The sequence below is a fragment of the Candidatus Accumulibacter sp. ACC007 genome, from assembly GCF_907163205.1.
Classification (GTDB): Bacteria; Pseudomonadota; Gammaproteobacteria; order Burkholderiales; family Rhodocyclaceae; genus Accumulibacter; species Accumulibacter regalis.
The window spans coordinates 920553-938052 of sequence record NZ_CAJQUD010000001.1 but is presented as its reverse complement, the minus strand read 5'-3'; the positions used below and the strand labels follow the sequence as shown (position 1 = coordinate 938052).

The window sequence follows — 17500 nt, the reverse complement described above, 5'->3', positions numbered from 1 at the left end:
TCCTCTTCCAGTCGCGAAACGATCGAGCAGCCGAGTGTAGCAAATACAGTCATCAGCCGACGACGGTGACCACCACCCGGCGGCGGTGCGCGATCGTGCGGTGTTCCCAGAGGTAAATCCCCTGCCAGGTGCCGAGCAGCATCGCGCCACCGGCGATCGGTATGCTCAGCGAGCAACCGGCCAGAATGTTGCGTCCGTGTGCGGCCATGTCGTCGGCGCCCTCGCTGTCGTGATGATAGGCTGCGTCGCCATCGGGCGCCCAGCGCGCAGCCAGTGTTTCCAGATCGCGGCGCACCGACGGATCGGCGTTCTCGGTCACTACCACCGAGCAACTGGTGTGCTGGACGAAGACGTTGGCCAGGCCGATCGACACCCCCGAGGCGCGGACGATGCGCGCCACCTCGGCAGTGATCTCGATCGTGCCACGGCCACGGCTACTTACGTCAAAGCTCTGTTGATAAGCCACCTTTCCCTCCTCGCTCGCCGTACTCGACGGGTGGACGCGCCTTACTGCGGTTTGCCGATCTGACTGTCCAGCCTCTTGATCTGACTGATGATCGCAATCAGTTTCTGGCCATTCTCCGTGAGCGAATACATCGTCCGCGGCGGCACCTCGGCATAGACATGCTTGTCCAGCAAGCCATACAGGGTCAGCTTGCGCAAGCGCTCCGCCAGAATTTTCTTGGAAATTCCCGCCACATGACGTTCCAGCTCGCCAGGGCGTGCAATGCCGTCGGCAATGGCAATCAGGACGGAAACCGACCATTTGCAGCCCACCACCTCTTCAAGATGGCGGTAGGCCGAGGGCGTCGATCGAGACGAATTATTTATTTCGTTCATGGCCAACGATTTACACCAGAAAGTGACCGGGGCACCGAAAAGTGCCTGCTTTTGGAGTACAGGCGCCGTACCTACAATGATCGTGTGCTTCTGGCACGAACCCCCATCCACCGAGGAGGAAACGATCATGAAAACCACCGCCACCTTTTATCACGCCGGTTGCCCGGTGTGTGTGGCCGCCGAACAAAACCTGGCCAACGCGCTTGATCCCTCACGCTACAACGTCGAGGTCGTCCACCTCGGCGAGAAGAAGTCGCGGGTCCAGGAAGCCGAAGCCGCCGGCGTCCAGTCGGTACCGGCGCTGGTACTGGATGGCGCCGTGTTCCATATCAATTTTGGTGCCGGCCTCGAGGCGCTGAAATAGGCTTACCATACCCTGGCTTGGCCGATCCGCATGAGAAAGGCGGTCGGCCACAAAGTGCACTCGATACGGCCGGCTCTAAAACGCCGACCCCGGCGTCTGCAGGAACTCGACCTCGTCCGGGGTCGACTGCCGCCCGAGGATTGCATTGCGATGTGGGTAGCGGCCGAAGCGGTCGATAATCGCCTGGTGGCGAAGTTCGAAGGCGAGGTTGTTCTCCATCCCTGGCGCAGCGAAGAGCTTGACCGCCTGCGCGTGGATCAGCGGCGACTCGCTGTGCATGTAGGGCATGTAGAGGAAGGCGCGGCGGGCCGGGTCGAGGGTGCTGTCGGCGCCGGCGGCGACCGCTTCCTGGGCGAGAACCAGCGCCAGCGCGTCGGTGGCGAAGGATTGCGGGCGGTCGCGGAAGATGTTGCGCGGGAACTGGTCGAGGACGATGATCTCGGCCAATCGTCCGTCGGCGCCGCTGCGCCAGGCGTGCAGCTCGCAACGGCTGGCGGCGGCGTGCAGCGTGCCGAAGCGGGTCTCGATCAGGCGGTCGAAATCGGCGGCTTTCGACCACCATTGCGCCGGAGTCGCCTCATTGAACCAGAAGGCAAGAACGTCGGCCGGAGTCATGCGCCGGCACGCACTGCTGAATGGCACGCCATGAACATCGCTGCTTCCTCGTCTTCCCTGCTTCTGTCGATCATCGATCAGTGCTCGTCGACCCGCCCACGCAGCAGCTTGACCGTGCCACGCTTCACTTTGCTGTCGACGCGCCTGACCTGCGAGCCGCGCGTCGGCCGGGTCGGGCGCCGCGGCTTCGGCGTGAACGCCGCCCGGGCGATCAGTTCGCGCAGGCGGGTGAGCGCGTCGAGGCGGTTGCGGTCCAGGCTGCGATGCGCCTGCGCCTTGATGATCACCACGCCGTCGGCGCTGATCCGCTGGTCGCGCAGCTGCCGCAGGCGCTCCTTGATTTCGTCGGGCAGCGACGAGGCGCCGATGTCGAAGCGCAGGTGAATGGCGTTCGATACCTTGTTGACGTTCTGGCCACCGGCGCCCTGCGCGCGGATGGCGATGAACTCGACTTCGCTCTCGCGCAATTCGATGCGTGGCGCCGACATCTGCGCCCTACTTGCCTTCGCCCGGCGGCGCGCCGACGCCCAGCGCCTGCCAGCCTGCGCTGCCGAGTTCGCGTAGCGTCTGCAGGTTCCGCTCGTAGATCAGGGCGGCGTCGGGAAAAGCGGCCACGGCGCGGTCGAGGCTGGCTTCGCGCAGCAGGTGCAGCGTCGGGAACGGTGCGCGGTTGGTGCAGTTGGTGATGTCGTCGGCGTCGGTATCGGCGAATGCGTATTGCGGATGGAAGCTGGCCACCTGCAGAACGCCTTCGAGCTGCTGCGTGCGCAGCACGACATTGACCAGATCGAGAAAGGCGACGAAGTCCTCGAAGTCGTTGAGGACCCAGGGGTGGATGAGCAGCGTCGTGTCGATCTCTTCCGGCGCCACCGCCAGCAGCGCGTGCAGTTCACGTTCCAGATCGGCGAGCAGGCTCACGTCATCCGTCGCATCGCTGACCACGTAGCGCACCTGTCCCTTGCTGTGCACGCCCTTGGCAAAGGGACAGAGGTTGAGGCCGATCACCGCCTGTTCCAGCCAGTGGCGCGTCGCGGCAATGGCTTGCTGGTGGCTGGCGTTGGCGGGGGGGGGCATGGGCAGGCGTTCTCTCGTCATTGCGTCGTGGCGGTCGCGTCGTCTCGTCGGTCGGCTTGGCAAGGCGTAGCAGGCCGACATTGGTGCCACTTTCGTCGCCAGGCTGCAGCACCCCGCCAGTGTAGCGATTCGGCGCCCAGCGGGCAAAATGTCGATCAGCGGCGAATGCGTGGCGGCACGCTGCAACACTGAAGACTGCGCACCACGCTTCACCAGGACAATGTTTCCGCGCTGGCGGCCGGCGACTTTGCCAACTTGGCTCCCCGACAATGCGGCCGGCCGGGCGCAGGAAGGAAACGGCCCGCGAAGCGCGGGCCGTCTTGCCGTTCAACGGGTGACTGAGCGCTGCTCAGTGACCAGACGCACCTGAGGCACCAACGCCGGTTTCCGAGCGCACCTTCTGCGCCGGGTAAAGCGAGCGTTCGAGCTGTGCTTGCTTGCCGGTGTCCATCTTGGAGACCAGGTAGATGGTCAGGAAAGCAGCCGACATCGAGAAGAGCCCCGGCGAAGAGTACGGGAACAGCGCCGAGCCTTTCGGATTGCCCATGACGGCCTCCCACACCGAAGCCGAAACGATGGTCAGGCCAACCGACGAGATCAGACCGACAAAACCACCCGCCACAGCCCCCTTGGTCGTGCAGTCCTTCCACAGTACCGACATGAAGAGCACCGGGAAGTTGGCCGAGCAGGCGATGGCAAAAGCAAGCATCACCATGTAGGCGACGTTCTGCTTCTCGAAGGCGATACCCAGAATCACGGCGATGATGCCCAGGCAGATGGTGGTGATCTTTGAAACGCGCAGTTCGGCAGCCGAATCGGCCTTGCCCTTGCAGAACACCGTCGCGTACAGATCGTGCGACACCGCCGACGCGCCGGACAGCGTGAGACCGGCAACCACTGCCAGGATGGTGGCAAAAGCGACCGCTGAGATGAAACCGAGGAAGACGTTGCCACCGACGGCATTGGCCAGGTGGATGGCCGCCATGTTGCCGCCGCCCTTCAAACCCTTGGCGAGATCGCCATCGACGTAGTACGCGCCGGGATCCTGGGTGAGAAGGACGACCGCGCCAAAGCCGATGATGAAGGTGAGGATGTAGAAGTAGCCGATCCAGGTGGTCGCCCAACCCACTGACTTGCGTGCTTCCTTGGCGCTCGGAACGGTGAAGAAGCGCATCAGGATGTGCGGCAGGCCGGCGGTACCGAACATCAGCGTCATGCCGACCGAGATCGCCGAGATCGGATCCTTGATCAGCGCACCGGGCCCCATGATGGCGTCGTGCTTGGAGTGGATTTCAACCGCCTTGGCAAAGAGCGCCTCGGGATTGAAATTGAACTGCCAGAGCACGGCCAGGGCCATGAAGCTTGCGCCACAGAGCAACATGATCGCCTTGATGATCTGCACCCAGGTGGTTGCCGTCATGCCGCCAAACAGCACATAGCACATCATCAGTGCGCCGACGATGATCACTGCGTACTGGTACTCGAGACCAAAGAGCACCTTGATCAGCTGGCCCGCACCGACCATCTGCGCGATCATGTAGAAACAGACGACGACCAGCGAGCCGGACGCCGAGAAGATGCGGATCGGCGTCTGCGAGAAGCGATAGGCGGCAACGTCGGCGAAGGTGAACTTGCCGAGGTTGCGCAGGCGTTCGGCCATCAGGAAGGTAATCACCGGCCAGCCGACCAGCCAGCCGATCGAGAAGATCAGGCCGTCGAAACCGTTGGCAAATACGAGACCGGAAATTCCCAGGAAGGACGCCGCCGACATATAGTCGCCGGCAATCGCGAGACCGTTCTGGAAGCCGGTAATGCCGCCGCCGGCGGTATAGAAGTCGGCCGCCGTCTTGGTCTTGCTGGCTGCCCACTTGGTGATGAACAGGGTCAAGATCACAAAGGCGCCAAACATGGCGATCGCAACCCAGTTGGTTTCCTGCTTTACGGTGGTCCCAAGGTCGCCGCCAGCAGCCACGGCTACGCCGGCGATGAGCAAGCCAAGCAGGATCACCGGGCTGTTGCGTATGGTTTTGGCAATCATCATTGATGGGCCTCATGGATGATTTCGGCCGTCAGGTCGTCGAACTCCGAGTTGGCACGACGGACGTAGATATTGGTGATGATGATGGTCAGCAGGATGACCCCGACGCCCATCGGAATACCGATCGAAGTGACCATGCCATCGGCCAGTTTCCTGGCCAGGAACTCCTTGTCGAAGGCAATCAGCAGAATGTATCCATAGTAGATAGCCATGATCAGGATGGTCATGAAGATGCTGTAGGTCGAGCGCATGCTCACCAGTTTCATGTACTTGGGGTTGGCGGCGATACGCGCAACCACGTCGTCGTCTTTCATGTTGCCTCCTCGGAAGGGAAGGGTTTGTCGAATCATTCACGCTGACTGCCGCGGTGAAGCTAGGCTTGCGAACTTACGCCGGGCTTACAAACGATTCTTTTTTCTGTTTATTAACAGGCACTTACATGACTCTGAACGAAGGCTTAACAAGCGCTTACAGGAAGTACGGATGTTCTGGTCGCTGGCGCCCGGCCGACTTGCGCGGGACGCTGCTGGTGCACGTCAAGGCCACCTGCTGCGCACTGCATTCGCCGGGTACAATCGCTGATGCGCCGCTGGCCCGCTCGCTGCCCCAGGCCTTTTCCTGGGGAGAGCCGCGTCCCCTTACCCCTGTCCTTTGCCCGCCTGCCGATCGAGGTCCTTGATGCTTGTCCTGTTGATAGAAGATGATCCGGAGCTCTCCGATGGCGTTGCGACATTCCTCGCCGGGCAAGGCGACAGCGTTGTCGTCGAAACCAATGGCATGGCAGCGGATCGCTTGTTGCAGGAGAGGAAGTTCGACTTCGTTCTCGTCGATGTCGGCCTGCCCGGACTGAGTGGCTACGAAATCGTGCGCCGCATCCGGGAGCGCCGCCAATCGCTGCCGGTGATCATGATCACCGCACGCGATGCCCTCGACGATCGAATCTACGGGCTGGACCTCGGCGCGGACGACTACCTGTCGAAGCCCTTCGAACTGGCCGAACTGACCGCACGCATGCGCGCGACCACGCGTCGTGGCGCCAACAGCGTTGCCCGGCGAATCGAATTTGGCCCGCTCTCGATGGACATACAGGGGCGACACGCCTCGCTGGCCGAGCAGCCCCTGATCGTTTCCAGCCGCGAATGGGATCTGCTCAGCACTCTTGCCGCGGCTGACGGGCACACGGTGCCGAAGGAACGGCTGCAAGGCGATGGCAGCGCCAACGCCCTGGAAGTCTACGTCCACCGCCTGCGCCGCCGACTGGAAGCAGCCGGCCTGAACATCCGCACCGTGCGCGGCTTCGGCTACCGTCTGGAAATCACCGCGGGCGTGGCCAACAAGACGCGGCACGATGCCAACCGCTAGCGCCAGCAAGGCAGGAGGCGGAGGCCATTCGGGAGAACCAGGCAGCGAGGTCGGCGCGACCACAAGGCGGGCGGGTACCAGTCTCCGGCGCATTCTGCTGCGAGCGCTGGTCCTGCCGATCGCCGCCGCCCTGCTGACGGGTGGAGTATTCGGCTATCGGGCGGCCGAGAAAGTGGTCAGCAGTGCCTACGACCAGAGTTTGTCGAACCTGGCAAACGGAATCGCCAACCGTGCCCGGGTGGAAAATGGCGAAATCACCATCACCCTGTCGCCTGAGGCAGACGCGCTCCTGCGCACCGACACGGTAGACAACATCTATTTCCGGGTACGCGACGACTTCGGCCGAATCATCGCCGGCGACGCCGATCTGCCGCCGCCAGAGACTTCCCGAAGCGACTCGGCGGCCAGCTCGTCGGCAGCGACCCCGGCGACCCCGGCGAGCGATGGCGCCACCGCCAGTGGGCCGAGACTCTCGTTCTTTGACGCCCACTTCCGTGATCAGACGATACGCGGGGTTCGTTTTCACCCGGTGGTCGACGGACACGGCATCCACGTCACTGTCGCCGAAACGCTGGGCAAGCGCCGTGCCGCCATTCGCGATCTGTTGCTCGGCTTTGGTCTGGCCGTTTTTCTGGTGCTGGCCGCCATCGCCGCCGTCGTGCGCTACGGAATCACCTCCGGCCTGGCATCGCTGGATCACCTGCAATCGGAGCTTGCCGAGCGTTCCGGCGAGGATCTCGCCCCGGTCGATCTGAACCAGGTGCCCCTCGAAATCCACGCGCTGGTGCGTGCGCTGAACGCCCTCCTGACGCGCTTGCAGGACGCGCACACTGCGCAACGGGAATTCCTGCAGAATGCTGCGCATCAATTGCGCACGCCCCTCGCCGGTCTGCAAGTCCAGGTCGAATTGCTGCGCAGCCAGCAGACTGAACAGACGGTGGCGGAGAATCTGCGCCAGTCGGTAAAGCGCGTCACTCGCCTGGCCAATCAGTTGCTGGCGCTGGCCCGAGCCGAGGGAGGTCAGCATCTGATGGCGAATGCGTCGTCGGTCGATCTGGCAAAGCTGATCGACGAGATGCTGGACGACTGGCTACGCATCGCCGACGAGAAGAAGATCGACTTCGGCATGCAGCGGGATCTTTCGACGATGGCCGGCGATCCGACGCTACTCCGGGAACTGATCGCCAATCTGGTCGACAACGCACTCAAATACACGCCCGCCGGCGGACAGGTCACCCTGCGCTGCGAACGCGTCGGTGACGTCGTCGAAATTGACGTCAGCGACAACGGCCCCGGTATTCCCGAGCACGAGCGCGAACGCGTATTCGAGCGTTTTCATCGCTTGCCCGATGCCCCGGCGACCGGGAGTGGCCTGGGTTTGGCGATTGCGCGGGAAACGGTGGGCGGTCACCGCGGTTCGATCGCCGTCGTCGGCGCAGCGGACGGCGGAGGCACCTGCGTCCAGGTACGCTTGCCAGCAAAGCCGGCGACCGCTTCGCTGGCCAGCCGCTCTGCCTGAGCAGCAGCGACAGCCAGCGCTTACAATGCCCGCTCAGTAGCGGGAGAGTGGGCAATGGAAAGCATCGAAGCGGTGGTCATCGGTGCCGGCGTCGTCGGCCTGGCCTGCGCGCGCGAGTTGGCGCGGCGCGGATTCGAAACGGTGATTCTCGAACGGCACGGCGCCTTCGGCACCGAGACCAGCGCCCGCAACAGCGAGGTCATCCACGCCGGGCTCTACTATCCGACGGATTCGCTGAAGGCACGACTCTGCGTGGCCGGCCGCCAGCAACTCTACGCGTTCTGCGCCACGCACGCGATCAGCCACCAACGCTGTGGCAAGCTGGTCGTCGCCACTTCGGCGGCCCAGGAGACCAGGCTGGCAGCTCTGCAGGAGCAGGGCGAAGCCAACGGCGTCGACGATCTGCAGCGCCTGAGCGCCGCCGAGGCGCGCGCGCTCGAACCCGGGCTGGCCTGTACGGCAGCCCTCCTCTCGCCTTCCACCGGCATTGTCGACAGCCACGGCCTCATGCTCGCCCTGCTCGGCGACGCCGAGACCGCCGGCGCGGCTCTGGCCCTGCACAGCCCCTTGCAGCGCGGGTCGCTGGACGCGAACACGCCGGGCATCGTGCTCGAAAGCGGCGGCGCTGACGGCCTGCGCTTCAAGGCCAGGCGGGTGATCAACGCCGCCGGCCTGTGGGCGCCGCAGGTAGCCGCGGCGCTGGCCGGCTTCCCCAGGGCGCTGATCCCGGCCAACTTCCACGCCAAGGGCAGTTACTACGCCCTGACGGGTCGCACGCCGTTCTCGCGACTGGTTTACCCCCTCCCCCAAGCCGGCGGCCTGGGAGTGCACCTGACGCTCGATCTCGGTGGCCAGGCGCGCTTCGGCCCGGACGTCGAGTGGTTGCCGGACCCGACCCCTGGCCAGCCCATTGGCGAACCCGACTACCGCGTCGACCCGGCGCGCGCCGACGCCTTCTACGCCGAGATCCGCCGCTACTGGCCGGCCTTGCCGGACGCGGCATTGACGCCGGCCTACGCCGGAATCCGGCCCAAGATCGTCGGACCCGGCGCACCGGCGGCTGACTTCCTCATCCAGGGTCCGGCGCAACACGGCATCGCCGGGCTGGTCAACCTGTTCGGCATCGAATCGCCCGGTTTGACGGCGTGTCTGGCGATCGCCGAGCGCGCCGCTGATGCCGCCGAGGGGACCCGCGAGCGGCAATTCCGCGCACTCGGCTGACGTCATGCGCGCGGTCCTCGACACGAATGTAATCATCGACCTGCTGCACTTCGCCGATCCCGAGGCGCTGCTGCTGCGCGCCGCCATCGACAACGGCTCGCTGCACTGCTTCAGCGACCGGCAGTGCCTGGATGAACTGGAACGTGTTGCGGCCTACGCGCAGTTTTCGCTCGATGGTGCGGCGCAGGAGGCGCTGATCGAGCGCTACCGCGGCTTCGTGAGCTTCTGCGAGCCGGCAGGGAATGAGGATGGCGACGCGTATCGGCTGCCGCGCTGTCGCGACGCTGACGATCAGAAATTCCTGATCCTTGCGCTCCGCTGCCGGGCCGACCTGCTGATTACCCGCGACCGCGAGTTGCTCAGACTCGCCGGGCGCCGTCACCCAGCGCCACCGTGTGCGATTGTCAGCGCCGCGCCGGCAGCCGCATTGCTGGCGGCGGGCACTGCGCAGCAGCCGGCAGGCACGACGCAGGGAGAAGCAACGGCGGGGGCGCCAGCCATGCGCGTCAGACCGTCAGACCGTCAGACCGTCAGGCTGCCCGCCAGCGCCGGACGATCTGATCGGCGAGGTCGATGAGGTCTGAGGCGACCAGGTCCGGGAGAGGAACTTCTGCTGCGGGCAGAATCGCGTTGTGAGGACGGGTAACGAGCGCGCCGCGGCAGCCGGCGGCCTGGGCGCCGATCGTATCCCACAGGTGACAGGCGACCAGGCACAGGTCAGAGGTCTCGACGCCCAGTTGCTCGGCCACCAGACGGTAGGTCTCGGGGGCTGGCTTGAATTTGCGCACCGCCTCGATACTGAAGGAGCGTTCGAAGAAGCCGCCAATGCCGGCGCGTTCAAGCGGCGTCGGCGAAGACGCGCTCGCCGAGTTGGTCAGCGTGACGAGCCGGAATCCCGCCTCGCGCAGGCGGCTGAGCGCCGGAACGGCGTCGGCATGCGCCGGCATTGCGCTCATCCGCTTCTTCAGTTCGTCGATGTCGCCGTCGGCGACGCTTACCCCGTGGATCGACGCCACCATGCGCAGGCTGCCGACGCCCAGTTCGCCGAACGGCGTGTAGAGGCCCGAGAGCGTCATTGTTTGCGAGTAGAGGATCAGTTGCGCAAACCACTCCCTGAGAACGGCCCGGTCGCCGAAGACGCGATCAAACAGGGGTCCGAGCGTGGTGATGTCGAGCAGCGTCTCATTGACGTCGAAAACGATGATCGAAACAGCTTTGTCGTCGGACATGGGGCCTCCTTTTTCAGTGGGCCTGTGCGTGGCGCATCGTCCGGGTAACGTACTGAGAAGCCCCCTGAGACGATGCCTGTGAGACGGCGCCTACTGGCCGCGCCGGAAAACCCAGACGCTCTCGCTGGACGCCTCTTCGGCGTAGGCATAGCCGCCGACGGTGAAATCCTTCAACGCAGCCGGCCCGGGAAGCCGGTTGATGATCGCGAAACGCGCCATCAGACCACGCGCGCGCTTGGCGAAGAAGCTGACGACACGAAACTTGCCACCGCCCCAATCCTCGAACACCGGCCGCACCACCGGCAGCGACAGCTTTTTCGGCTTGATTGCCTTGAAGTATTCCTCCGACGCCAGGTTGACCAGCACCGACGCGTTGGCGTCGGCCAGGGCGACGTTGAGCGCTTCGGTGATGCGCTCGTCCCAGAAGGCGTAGAGGTCCTTGCCGGCCGGGTTGGCCAGCCGCGTACCCATCTCCAGCCGATAGGCCTGGATCAGGTCCAGCGGCCGCAGCAGGCCATAGAGTCCGGAGAGAATGCGCACGCGCTGCTGCGCAAACTGCAGGTCGTCCGCGGACAGCGTCTCGGCGTCGACGCCCGCGTAGACGTCGCCGTTGAAGGCCAGTATGGCCTGCCTGGCGTTGTCCAGAGTAAACGGCTGCGACCACTCGCCATAGCGGGTCGCGTTCATGGCAGCGAGCTTGTCACTGATCTTCATCAGACTGGCAAGCGCCGATGGAGATAGCTCACGCAGGCGCTCAATGAGCACCTGTGACTGCTCGAGAAACTGCGGTTGAGAGTAAGCGACAAGCGTCGATGGCGTCTGGTAGTCGAAGGTCTTGGCGGGCGAGAGAACGATGATCATCGGCTGGCTCCGGCGGCGAGAAGTCTCGAGATGAATGTTTGTTACTATTCCGCCATTGTAATCGACGTCGTCAGCGGGCACGACTCTGCGCAGCACTTCACCTGCCTGAATGCCAAAGCAATGGAAGAGATCCTCAGCCACTTGCGCAGTCCGGACGCCAATTCGACGCAACTGCTGACCCAGTTGATCGACGAGATTCGACCCGCCGACGCGCACGACATCACCTTCGCCAAGGGGCGCATGGAAACCCTCAGCGGGATCCTGCACGCGCAACCGGAGCTGCGGGCGCGTTTGCGCGACACGCTGACTGAACTCGCCCAAACCCACCGTCATGGCGAGCTCTATACGGTCACCGGTATCCTGCCGAACACCGGCTTCGTCAGCGAAGCGCTGCGCCGCATCGGCCACAAGCTGCTGCCCGAAGTGCTCGACCGCGGGCTGCTGCGCACGGTCCTGCGCCGCATGTTCCACCAGGCGAGCGACCGCTACTGGGTCAACGGCGTCGGTGAGGACGCCTGGCTGCAGCTGATCGCCGCCCTGCGCTTCGATGAAGTTCCGGCCAGCACAACGACGCCGGCCTCGGTGGGCGAAATCCTGCGCTCGCTGCGCGTCCTCTCGTACTGGATCGCCGCCGGCGGCATGGAGCCGGAACTGCTGCGCCTGGAACCGTCGCTCGAAACCTACGAATCGCCTTTCGTCGCCCAGAACGTCGAGATGACGGCCTACATCGATGCCTTCCCCGAGCACTGGGGCAAGCCGGTCGACGGCGACACCGACGACCGTCAGTTGCGCGTCCTCTTCAGCCAATGCCAGGAAGTCATCGAACGCGTACGCAGGAAGGCGGCCCGCGACGGCACCAGCATCCGTCTCACCTACCACTTGCGGCGCCTGCGGCAACTGCTGCGCCGCAGCGAGCAACTCCTCGACATTCTCGCCGGCCTGCAGAGCGACCGCAGCGGCGTCGCCGCCTATCCGCCGATCGTCACCCTGGCCATGCAGATCATCTGTGACGAGTGCCTCCGCGACAACCTCGCCCGGCACCTGCGCCAGAACACCGAACTGATTGCCCTGCGGGTGACCGACAACGCCAGCCAGCGTGGCGAACACTACATTACCGAGACGGCGCAGGAATACTGGTCGATGGCGCGCTCGGCGGCGATTGGCGGTGCGGTCATTGCGCTCATGGCCTGCCTGAAACTGGCCCTCGGCGAGACGCACATGCCGCCGCTGACCGGCGCCATCCTCTTCTGCCTCAACTACGGGCTGGGCTTCTGCCTGATCCACCTCCTGCACGGCAGCGTCGCCACCAAGCAACCGGCGATGACCGCCAACGCCATCGCCGCCGGCATCGAGGAGGCCGGCGGCAGGCTGCGCAACATCGAAGCGATGACCGACCTCATCGCACGCGCCCTGCGCACTCAGGTCATCGCCATTCTCGGCAACGTCTTCATCGCCATCCCGCTCTCGGCGTTGCTCGCCTGGACCATTCTCGGTCTCAGCGGCACGCCCTTCGCCGGTCGCGAGGAATCGCTCTATCTCCTGAAGGCGCAAAGCCCGCTCCATGGCGGGGCCCTCTTCTACGCGGCGATTGCCGGCGTCTGCCTGTTCATCTCCGGCCTGATCAGCGGCTACTACGACAACTACGCCGCCTACAACCGGGTGCCCGAGCGCATCCTGCAACTCGCCTGGCCGAAGCGCCTGGTCGGCGAATCGCGCCGGCGCCGTTTTGCCACCTACGTCGGAGAAAACCTCGGCGCCCTGGCCGGCAACTTCCTCTTCGGCGTCCTGCTCGGTGGCACCACGCTCTTCGGCCTCCTCCTCGGCCTGCCGATCGACATCCGCCACGTCGCCTTCTCCTCGGCCTTCGTCGGCATCGCCTTTGTCGGCCTGGATTTCGGCGAACACCTGCTCCTCTTCGTCGCCGCGCTGATCGGGGTCGCCGCCATTGGCTTCATCAACCTGGCAGTCAGTTTCACGCTCGCGCTCAACATCGCGCTGCGCTCGCGCCAGGTTTCCGACCCGCAGTGGAAACTCCTGGCACGATCGGTGTTCACGCACCTGCGCCGCAAGCCGGCGGACTTTTTCCTGCCGCCGCAGCGCAACGCTGAAGACGATGCGGTCCCGGCTGACGATCGGGGCGCGTCCGACAACAGCAAGTGATGTGCCAGGGGCTGGGTTAGCCACACGCCCAGAGCGTTGGGGCGGTGGTGAAATAGCGCTCACGCCTGTTGCCAAACCGCTTATGGTAGATTTCGCACGAACACCTGAAGAGGCTGAGCATTGATCCCATCAGAGCTACTCCGACAGAACCGGCAACAAATCATGCAGATCGTCGCCGCTCACCGCGCCGCAAGACCGCGCGTTTTCGGCTCGGTTCTGCGTGGCGAGGATAGCGAAAAGAGTGACCTGGACCTGCTGGTTGATGCCCTACCGGGGGCGACCCTGCTCGATCTCGGGAGTATCCAGATTGACCTTGAAGAACTCCTTGGCATCCGGGTAGACGTACTGACGCCAGGCGATCTGCCAACCCGGTTTCGCCAACAGGTATTGCGGGAAGCACGGCCACTGTGAATGCCACGGACACCAAGCTGCGGCAGCTGGACTACGTTGGGCACATGCTCGAGGCGATTCGCCTGGTCCGCAGTTACGTTAAAGGCATGAGCCGTGACGCCTTCTTCGCAGACAAGAAAACCCAGCAAGCGGTCGTCCTGAACATTCTGATTATTGGCGAGGCGGCCGCTCAGATTGCCAAGGAATACCCGGAATGGGCAAACCGACACCCGGAGGTTCCGTGGCGAGCCATGCGCGGCATGAGAAATCGTCTGGCACACGGCTACTTCGACATCAATCTGGAGCTGGTTTAGGATACGGTGCAGGGTCCCTTGCTTGAACTTCAAAGCCAGTTGCTTGGAGTCCTGAGCGAGGAATCTGCGGCCAAGAAATAAGCGACAATGGGCGAGCAAGGGGCCCGCGGCCGGAGTGACAGCGATGTGCGCGACTGAAGACTGGACGGCGCCGATGAAGCGTCCACCGAGTCCGCGCTTCCTGCTCTCGTAATAGACAGCGCCCTCACGCAACTCCGCCAGCGCGTCCCGGTGATACTCGACTCCCGTCGAGCGCTGGCATTGCTCACCCTGGAAAGCACTTCGTCGGCAGCAAGCGAATTTATGTCACCAGCACGAACGTCATCGAAGCGGCGGCGCGCCTCACGTAACCAGAGTGGGCTTATCTCGGCGGCATCCAGGCTTTCCACGACGCAATCAGCCAAGCTTGCCCGCGCTTCGTTGGCCATTTCTTCTGGCGACAAGTGCACGCGAGAAACCCTTGTCGCTGCTGAAATTCCACCGGTTCTCGCGCCGCTGCCCCGGTCGCAAAGAACCGGGCAACCACCGCCCACACACCGTCATTGCGAGGAGGCGCAGCCGACGCGGCAATCCAGTTCCATCCTCTCACCATTTTCCGCCGCATTGGCAACGCGAAAAGCCAATCCTCTGGATTGCCGCGTCGGCTGCGCCTCCTCGCAATGACACGGTGGCTGCGGAATGCTGGCCCGGTTTTGGCGACGCGGGGACACGTGTGGAGCGGACGAAATCCAGTCCCGCCGTGGGGGGAATTGTTCGCGGTGATCGAGCCACACTACCCGGAGGATTGGCGAGCCCGCCCGTTGGGCTTCAGAGCGACTGCCACGCATCTCCTCACGTCGGCAATCATACCTGCCACGAAAAAAGCCCCCGCCAGCTTGCCGGCGAGGGCTTTTTCCACTGTCGCTTACTGCGAACGTCAGACGGTCACGGTATCCGCCACTTCACTGAACTCCTTGATCTGGTCAAAGTTCATGTAGCGATAGACATCGGCGGCCTTGGCGTTCACCACTTTCACCTGCTCCATGTACTCGGCGACGGTCGGGATGCGGCCCAGCAGGGCGCAGATCGAGGCCAGTTCGGCGGAGCCGAGATAGACGAAGGTGTCGATGCCGAGGCGGTTCGGGAAGTTGCGTGTCGAGGTGGACATCGCCGTGCTGCCCTTTTTGATCTGCGCCTGGTTACCCATGCACAGCGAGCAGCCGGGCATTTCCATGCGTGCGCCGGACTTGCCGAGGATGGCGTAGTAGCCTTCCTCGTTGAGGATCGCGGCGTCCATCTTGGTTGGCGGCGCAACCCACAGACGGGTCGGGATGTCGGTCTTGCCTTCGAGGACCTTGCCGGCGGCACGGAAGTGGCCGATGTTGGTCATGCACGAGCCGATGAACACCTCGTCGATCTTGGCGCCGGCGACTTCGGAGAGGAGCTTGGCGTCGTCCGGGTCATTCGGGCAGGCGACGACCGGCTCCTTGACGTCGGCGAGGTCGATCTCGATTACCGCGGCGTACTCGGCGCCGGCGTCGGCCTTGAGCAGTTCGGGCTTGGCGATCCACGCTTCCATGGCCTTGATGCGGCGGCCAAGCGTGCGCTTGTCTTCGTAGCCGGTGGCGATCATCCACTTCATCAGCGTGATATTCGAGCGCATGTACTCGATGATCGGTGCCTTGTCGAGCTGGATCGCGCAGGCGGCAGCGGAACGCTCGGCAGCGGCGTCGGAAAGCTCGAACGCCTGTTCGATCTTCAGATCCGGCAGGCCTTCGATTTCGAGGATGCGGCCCGAGAAGATGTTCTTCTTGCCTTTCTTCTCGACGGTCAGTAGGCCGGCCTTGATGGCGTAGTAGGGAATGGCGTTGACCAGGTCACGCAGGGTCACGCCGTCCTGCAGCTTGCCCTTGAAGCGGACCAGCACCGATTCCGGCATGTCCAGCGGCATCACGCCGGTGGCGGCGGCGAAGGCGACCAGGCCGGAGCCGGCGGGGAACGAGATGCCGATCGGGAAGCGGGTATGCGAGTCGCCGCCGGTGCCGACGGTGTCGGGCAGCAGCAGGCGGTTCAGCCAGGAGTGGATGATGCCGTCGCCCGGACGCAGCGAGACGCCGCCACGGGTGCTGATGAAAGCCGGCAGTTCGCGGTGGGTGCGCACATCGACCAGCTTCGGATAGGCGGCGGTATGGCAGAACGACTGCATCACCATGTCGGCCGAGAAGCCGAGGCAGGCGAGATCCTTGAGCTCGTCGCGGGTCATCGGGCCGGTGGTGTCCTGCGAGCCGACGGTGGTCATGCGTGGTTCGCAATAGGTACCCGGCAAAACGCCCTTGCCTTCCGGCAGGCCGCAGGCCCGTCCGACCATTTTCTGCGCCAGCGTGTAGCCCTTGCCCGGGTCGGCAGGATTGTGCGGCACCCGGAACAGCGTCGAGACCGGCAGGCCGAGCGCTTCGCGCGCCCGGGTGGTGAGGCCACGGCCGATGATCAGCGGGATGCGTCCGCCGGCACGCACTTCGTCGAGGATCACCGGCGTTTTCAGTTGCGACTCGGCGATGACGGCACCGTCCTTCAGCGCAGTGACCTTGGTGGTCGCGGTATCGATCTGCAGTTCGATCTCGTCGCCCATTTCCATCTGCTCGACGTCGAGTTCGATCGGCAGTGCGCCGGCGTCTTCCATGGTGTTGAAGAAGATCGGGGCGATCTTCGAACCCAGGCAGAAACCGCCGAAACGCTTGTTGGGAACGAAGGGGATGTCCTCGCCGGTAAACCAGAGCACGGAGTTGGTCGCCGACTTGCGCGACGAACCGGTACCGACGACGTCGCCGACGTAGGCGATCAGGTTGCCCTTCGCGGCCAGCGCTTCGAGTTGCTTGATCGGGCCGCGCTCGCCGGCGACATCGGCTTCGATTCCCGCACGCGGGTTCTTGAGCATCGCCAGCGCGTGCAGCGGGATGTCCGGACGCGACCAGGCGTCGGGTGCCGGCGACAGGTCGTCGGTGTTGGTTTCGCCGGTGACCTTGAACACGGTCAGTTTCTGCGACGCGGGCACTTCCGGACGCGAGGTGAACCACTCGCCGTCGGCCCAGCTCTGCAGCACCGACTTGGCGTTGGCGTCGCCCTTGTCGGCGAGTTCCTTGACGTCGTGGAAGAAGTCGAAAACCAGCAGCGTCTTCTTGAGGGCTTCGGCGGCGATGGCGCCGGTCGGGCCGCCAAGCAGCTCAGTCAGAGGCTTGACGTTGTAACCGCCGAGCATGGTGCCGAGTAGTTCGGTCGCTTTTTCCTTCGTGATCAGCGCGCAGTTCTCCTCGCCCTTGGCGACCTTGGCCAGGAACTCGGCCTTGACCTTGGCCGCATCATCGACGCCCGCGGGAACCCGGTAGGTCAGCAGCTCGACCAGAGCCTCCTCTTCACCCTGCGGCGGATTCTTCAGCAGTTCGACAAGCTCCTTGGTCTGCTGCGCAGTCAGCGGCAGGGGTGGAATGCCAAGCGCAGCGCGCTCGGCGACGTGGGCACGATAGGATTCCAGCACGG

19 protein-coding genes are annotated in these 17500 nt (G+C 64.2%); 8 read left to right on the top strand and 11 right to left on the bottom strand.

Annotation, left to right across the window (positions count from 1 at the left end; all coding sequences use genetic code 11):
- Positions 1-52 precede the first annotated feature (52 nt).
- Entirely contained in the window at positions 53-466 is a 414-nt protein-coding gene (locus QZ634_RS04020; RefSeq protein WP_291985779.1) for a secondary thiamine-phosphate synthase enzyme YjbQ, read from the bottom strand.
- Positions 467-507: 41 nt separating this feature from the next.
- Positions 508-840 (bottom strand): helix-turn-helix domain-containing protein, encoded by a 333-nt coding sequence (locus QZ634_RS04015; protein WP_291987998.1) that lies wholly within the window; start codon positions 838-840, stop codon positions 508-510.
- A 127-nt stretch (positions 841-967) separates the two neighbouring features.
- On the opposite strand from QZ634_RS04015, the gene QZ634_RS04010 reads away from it, so the two are divergent.
- On the top strand, positions 968-1204 hold the full coding sequence (locus tag QZ634_RS04010; protein ID WP_043564947.1) for a thioredoxin family protein: 237 nt from the start codon (positions 968-970) through the stop codon (positions 1202-1204).
- Between the two features lie 75 nt (positions 1205-1279).
- Here QZ634_RS04010 and QZ634_RS04005 read toward each other — a convergent pair whose 3' ends face one another.
- From QZ634_RS04005 to QZ634_RS03985, 5 genes are all read right to left on the bottom strand, one after another.
- Positions 1280-1819: a DUF924 family protein gene (locus QZ634_RS04005; RefSeq protein WP_291985777.1), complete on the bottom strand. Its 540-nt coding sequence runs from the start codon at positions 1817-1819 to the stop codon at positions 1280-1282.
- A gap of 77 nt (positions 1820-1896) precedes the next feature.
- On the bottom strand, positions 1897-2307 hold the full coding sequence (arfB, locus tag QZ634_RS04000) for an alternative ribosome rescue aminoacyl-tRNA hydrolase ArfB (RefSeq protein ID WP_291985775.1): 411 nt from the start codon (positions 2305-2307) through the stop codon (positions 1897-1899).
- 7 nt (positions 2308-2314) lie between these two features.
- Positions 2315-2893: a DUF1415 domain-containing protein gene (locus tag QZ634_RS03995; RefSeq protein WP_291985773.1), complete on the bottom strand. Its 579-nt coding sequence runs from the start codon at positions 2891-2893 to the stop codon at positions 2315-2317.
- A gap of 349 nt (positions 2894-3242) precedes the next feature.
- The gene (locus QZ634_RS03990; protein ID WP_291987996.1) at positions 3243-4931 is read right to left on the bottom strand and encodes a cation acetate symporter; all 1689 of its coding nucleotides are present in this window, start codon (positions 4929-4931) and stop codon (positions 3243-3245) included.
- Entirely contained in the window at positions 4931-5245 is a 315-nt protein-coding gene (locus tag QZ634_RS03985; RefSeq protein WP_291985771.1) for a DUF485 domain-containing protein, read from the bottom strand. The genes QZ634_RS03990 and QZ634_RS03985 overlap by 1 nt, the downstream gene beginning before the upstream one ends.
- Before the next feature lie 364 nt (positions 5246-5609).
- Between QZ634_RS03985 and QZ634_RS03980 the strand changes: the two genes are divergently transcribed.
- From QZ634_RS03980 to QZ634_RS03965, 4 genes are read left to right on the top strand one after another with little or no spacing between them, the layout of a single operon-like run.
- The gene (locus QZ634_RS03980; protein ID WP_291985768.1) at positions 5610-6293 is read left to right on the top strand and encodes a response regulator transcription factor; all 684 of its coding nucleotides are present in this window, start codon (positions 5610-5612) and stop codon (positions 6291-6293) included.
- A complete protein-coding gene (locus tag QZ634_RS03975) occupies positions 6280-7812 on the top strand; it encodes a sensor histidine kinase (protein ID WP_291985766.1) in 1533 nt (510 codons plus the stop codon). The genes QZ634_RS03980 and QZ634_RS03975 overlap by 14 nt, the downstream gene beginning before the upstream one ends.
- Before the next feature lie 54 nt (positions 7813-7866).
- Positions 7867-9033 carry an NAD(P)/FAD-dependent oxidoreductase gene (locus QZ634_RS03970; protein ID WP_291985764.1) on the top strand — a complete coding sequence of 389 codons (1167 nt, stop codon included), beginning with the start codon at positions 7867-7869 and terminating at the stop codon, positions 9031-9033.
- 4 nt (positions 9034-9037) lie between these two features.
- Positions 9038-9610: a putative toxin-antitoxin system toxin component, PIN family gene (locus QZ634_RS03965; RefSeq protein ID WP_291985762.1), complete on the top strand. Its 573-nt coding sequence runs from the start codon at positions 9038-9040 to the stop codon at positions 9608-9610.
- On the opposite strand, the gene QZ634_RS03960 is transcribed toward QZ634_RS03965, so the two are convergent.
- Together QZ634_RS03960 and yaaA are read right to left on the bottom strand one after the other, a co-directional pair.
- Positions 9564-10262, bottom strand: a complete 699-nt coding sequence (locus tag QZ634_RS03960) for a haloacid dehalogenase type II (protein ID WP_291985760.1) — start codon at positions 10260-10262, stop codon at positions 9564-9566. The two genes, QZ634_RS03965 and QZ634_RS03960, sit on opposite strands and share 47 nt — an antisense overlap.
- 90 nt (positions 10263-10352) lie before the next feature.
- Positions 10353-11123: a peroxide stress protein YaaA gene (yaaA, locus tag QZ634_RS03955; protein WP_291985758.1), complete on the bottom strand. Its 771-nt coding sequence runs from the start codon at positions 11121-11123 to the stop codon at positions 10353-10355.
- Positions 11124-11153: 30 nt separating this feature from the next.
- Here yaaA and QZ634_RS03950 point away from each other — a divergent pair, with 30 nt between their 5' ends.
- The 3 genes from QZ634_RS03950 to QZ634_RS03940 all read left to right on the top strand — a co-directional run bounded on the left by QZ634_RS03950 (position 11154) and on the right by QZ634_RS03940 (position 13987).
- Positions 11154-13283 carry a site-specific recombinase gene (locus QZ634_RS03950; RefSeq protein WP_291985756.1) on the top strand — a complete coding sequence of 710 codons (2130 nt, stop codon included), beginning with the start codon at positions 11154-11156 and terminating at the stop codon, positions 13281-13283.
- A 162-nt stretch (positions 13284-13445) separates the two neighbouring features.
- Positions 13446-13694 carry a nucleotidyltransferase family protein gene (locus QZ634_RS03945; protein WP_043564955.1) on the top strand — a complete coding sequence of 83 codons (249 nt, stop codon included), beginning with the start codon at positions 13446-13448 and terminating at the stop codon, positions 13692-13694.
- Positions 13691-13987 carry a DUF86 domain-containing protein gene (locus QZ634_RS03940; protein WP_366145356.1) on the top strand — a complete coding sequence of 99 codons (297 nt, stop codon included), beginning with the start codon at positions 13691-13693 and terminating at the stop codon, positions 13985-13987. Before QZ634_RS03945 ends, QZ634_RS03940 begins: the two co-directional genes overlap by 4 nt.
- Before the next feature lie 29 nt (positions 13988-14016).
- Here QZ634_RS03940 and QZ634_RS03935 read toward each other — a convergent pair whose 3' ends face one another.
- Positions 14017-14415, bottom strand: a complete 399-nt coding sequence (locus tag QZ634_RS03935) for an addiction module protein (protein WP_291987994.1) — start codon at positions 14413-14415, stop codon at positions 14017-14019.
- Positions 14416-14903: 488 nt separating this feature from the next.
- Positions 14904-17498, bottom strand: a complete 2595-nt coding sequence (locus QZ634_RS03930; protein ID WP_291985754.1) for a bifunctional aconitate hydratase 2/2-methylisocitrate dehydratase — start codon at positions 17496-17498, stop codon at positions 14904-14906.
- Between the last annotated feature and the right edge of the window lie 2 nt (positions 17499-17500).

Bases quoted from the DNA above. Each gene is read 5' to 3' on its own strand.
- QZ634_RS03960 (WP_291985760.1), bottom strand. From the start codon at position 10,262: ATGTCCGACGACAAAGCTGTTTCGATCATCGTTTTCGACGTCAATGAG.
- QZ634_RS04015 (WP_291987998.1), bottom strand. From the start codon at position 840: ATGAACGAAATAAATAATTCGTCTCGATCGACGCCCTCGGCCTACCGC.
- QZ634_RS04010 (WP_043564947.1), top strand. From the start codon at position 968: ATGAAAACCACCGCCACCTTTTATCACGCCGGTTGCCCGGTGTGTGTG.
- QZ634_RS03935 (WP_291987994.1), bottom strand. From the start codon at position 14,415: ATGGCCAACGAAGCGCGGGCAAGCTTGGCTGATTGCGTCGTGGAAAGC.
- arfB (WP_291985775.1), bottom strand. From the start codon at position 2,307: ATGTCGGCGCCACGCATCGAATTGCGCGAGAGCGAAGTCGAGTTCATC.
- QZ634_RS03965 (WP_291985762.1), top strand. From the start codon at position 9,038: ATGCGCGCGGTCCTCGACACGAATGTAATCATCGACCTGCTGCACTTC.
- QZ634_RS04005 (WP_291985777.1), bottom strand. From the start codon at position 1,819: ATGACTCCGGCCGACGTTCTTGCCTTCTGGTTCAATGAGGCGACTCCG.
- QZ634_RS03995 (WP_291985773.1), bottom strand. From the start codon at position 2,893: ATGCCCCCCCCCGCCAACGCCAGCCACCAGCAAGCCATTGCCGCGACG.
- QZ634_RS03985 (WP_291985771.1), bottom strand. From the start codon at position 5,245: ATGAAAGACGACGACGTGGTTGCGCGTATCGCCGCCAACCCCAAGTAC.
- QZ634_RS03975 (WP_291985766.1), top strand. From the start codon at position 6,280: ATGCCAACCGCTAGCGCCAGCAAGGCAGGAGGCGGAGGCCATTCGGGA.
- QZ634_RS03990 (WP_291987996.1), bottom strand. From the start codon at position 4,931: ATGATTGCCAAAACCATACGCAACAGCCCGGTGATCCTGCTTGGCTTG.
- yaaA (WP_291985758.1), bottom strand. From the start codon at position 11,123: ATGATCATCGTTCTCTCGCCCGCCAAGACCTTCGACTACCAGACGCCA.
- QZ634_RS03950 (WP_291985756.1), top strand. From the start codon at position 11,154: ATGAATGTTTGTTACTATTCCGCCATTGTAATCGACGTCGTCAGCGGG.
- QZ634_RS03980 (WP_291985768.1), top strand. From the start codon at position 5,610: ATGCTTGTCCTGTTGATAGAAGATGATCCGGAGCTCTCCGATGGCGTT.
- QZ634_RS03945 (WP_043564955.1), top strand. From the start codon at position 13,446: ATGCAGATCGTCGCCGCTCACCGCGCCGCAAGACCGCGCGTTTTCGGC.
- QZ634_RS03970 (WP_291985764.1), top strand. From the start codon at position 7,867: ATGGAAAGCATCGAAGCGGTGGTCATCGGTGCCGGCGTCGTCGGCCTG.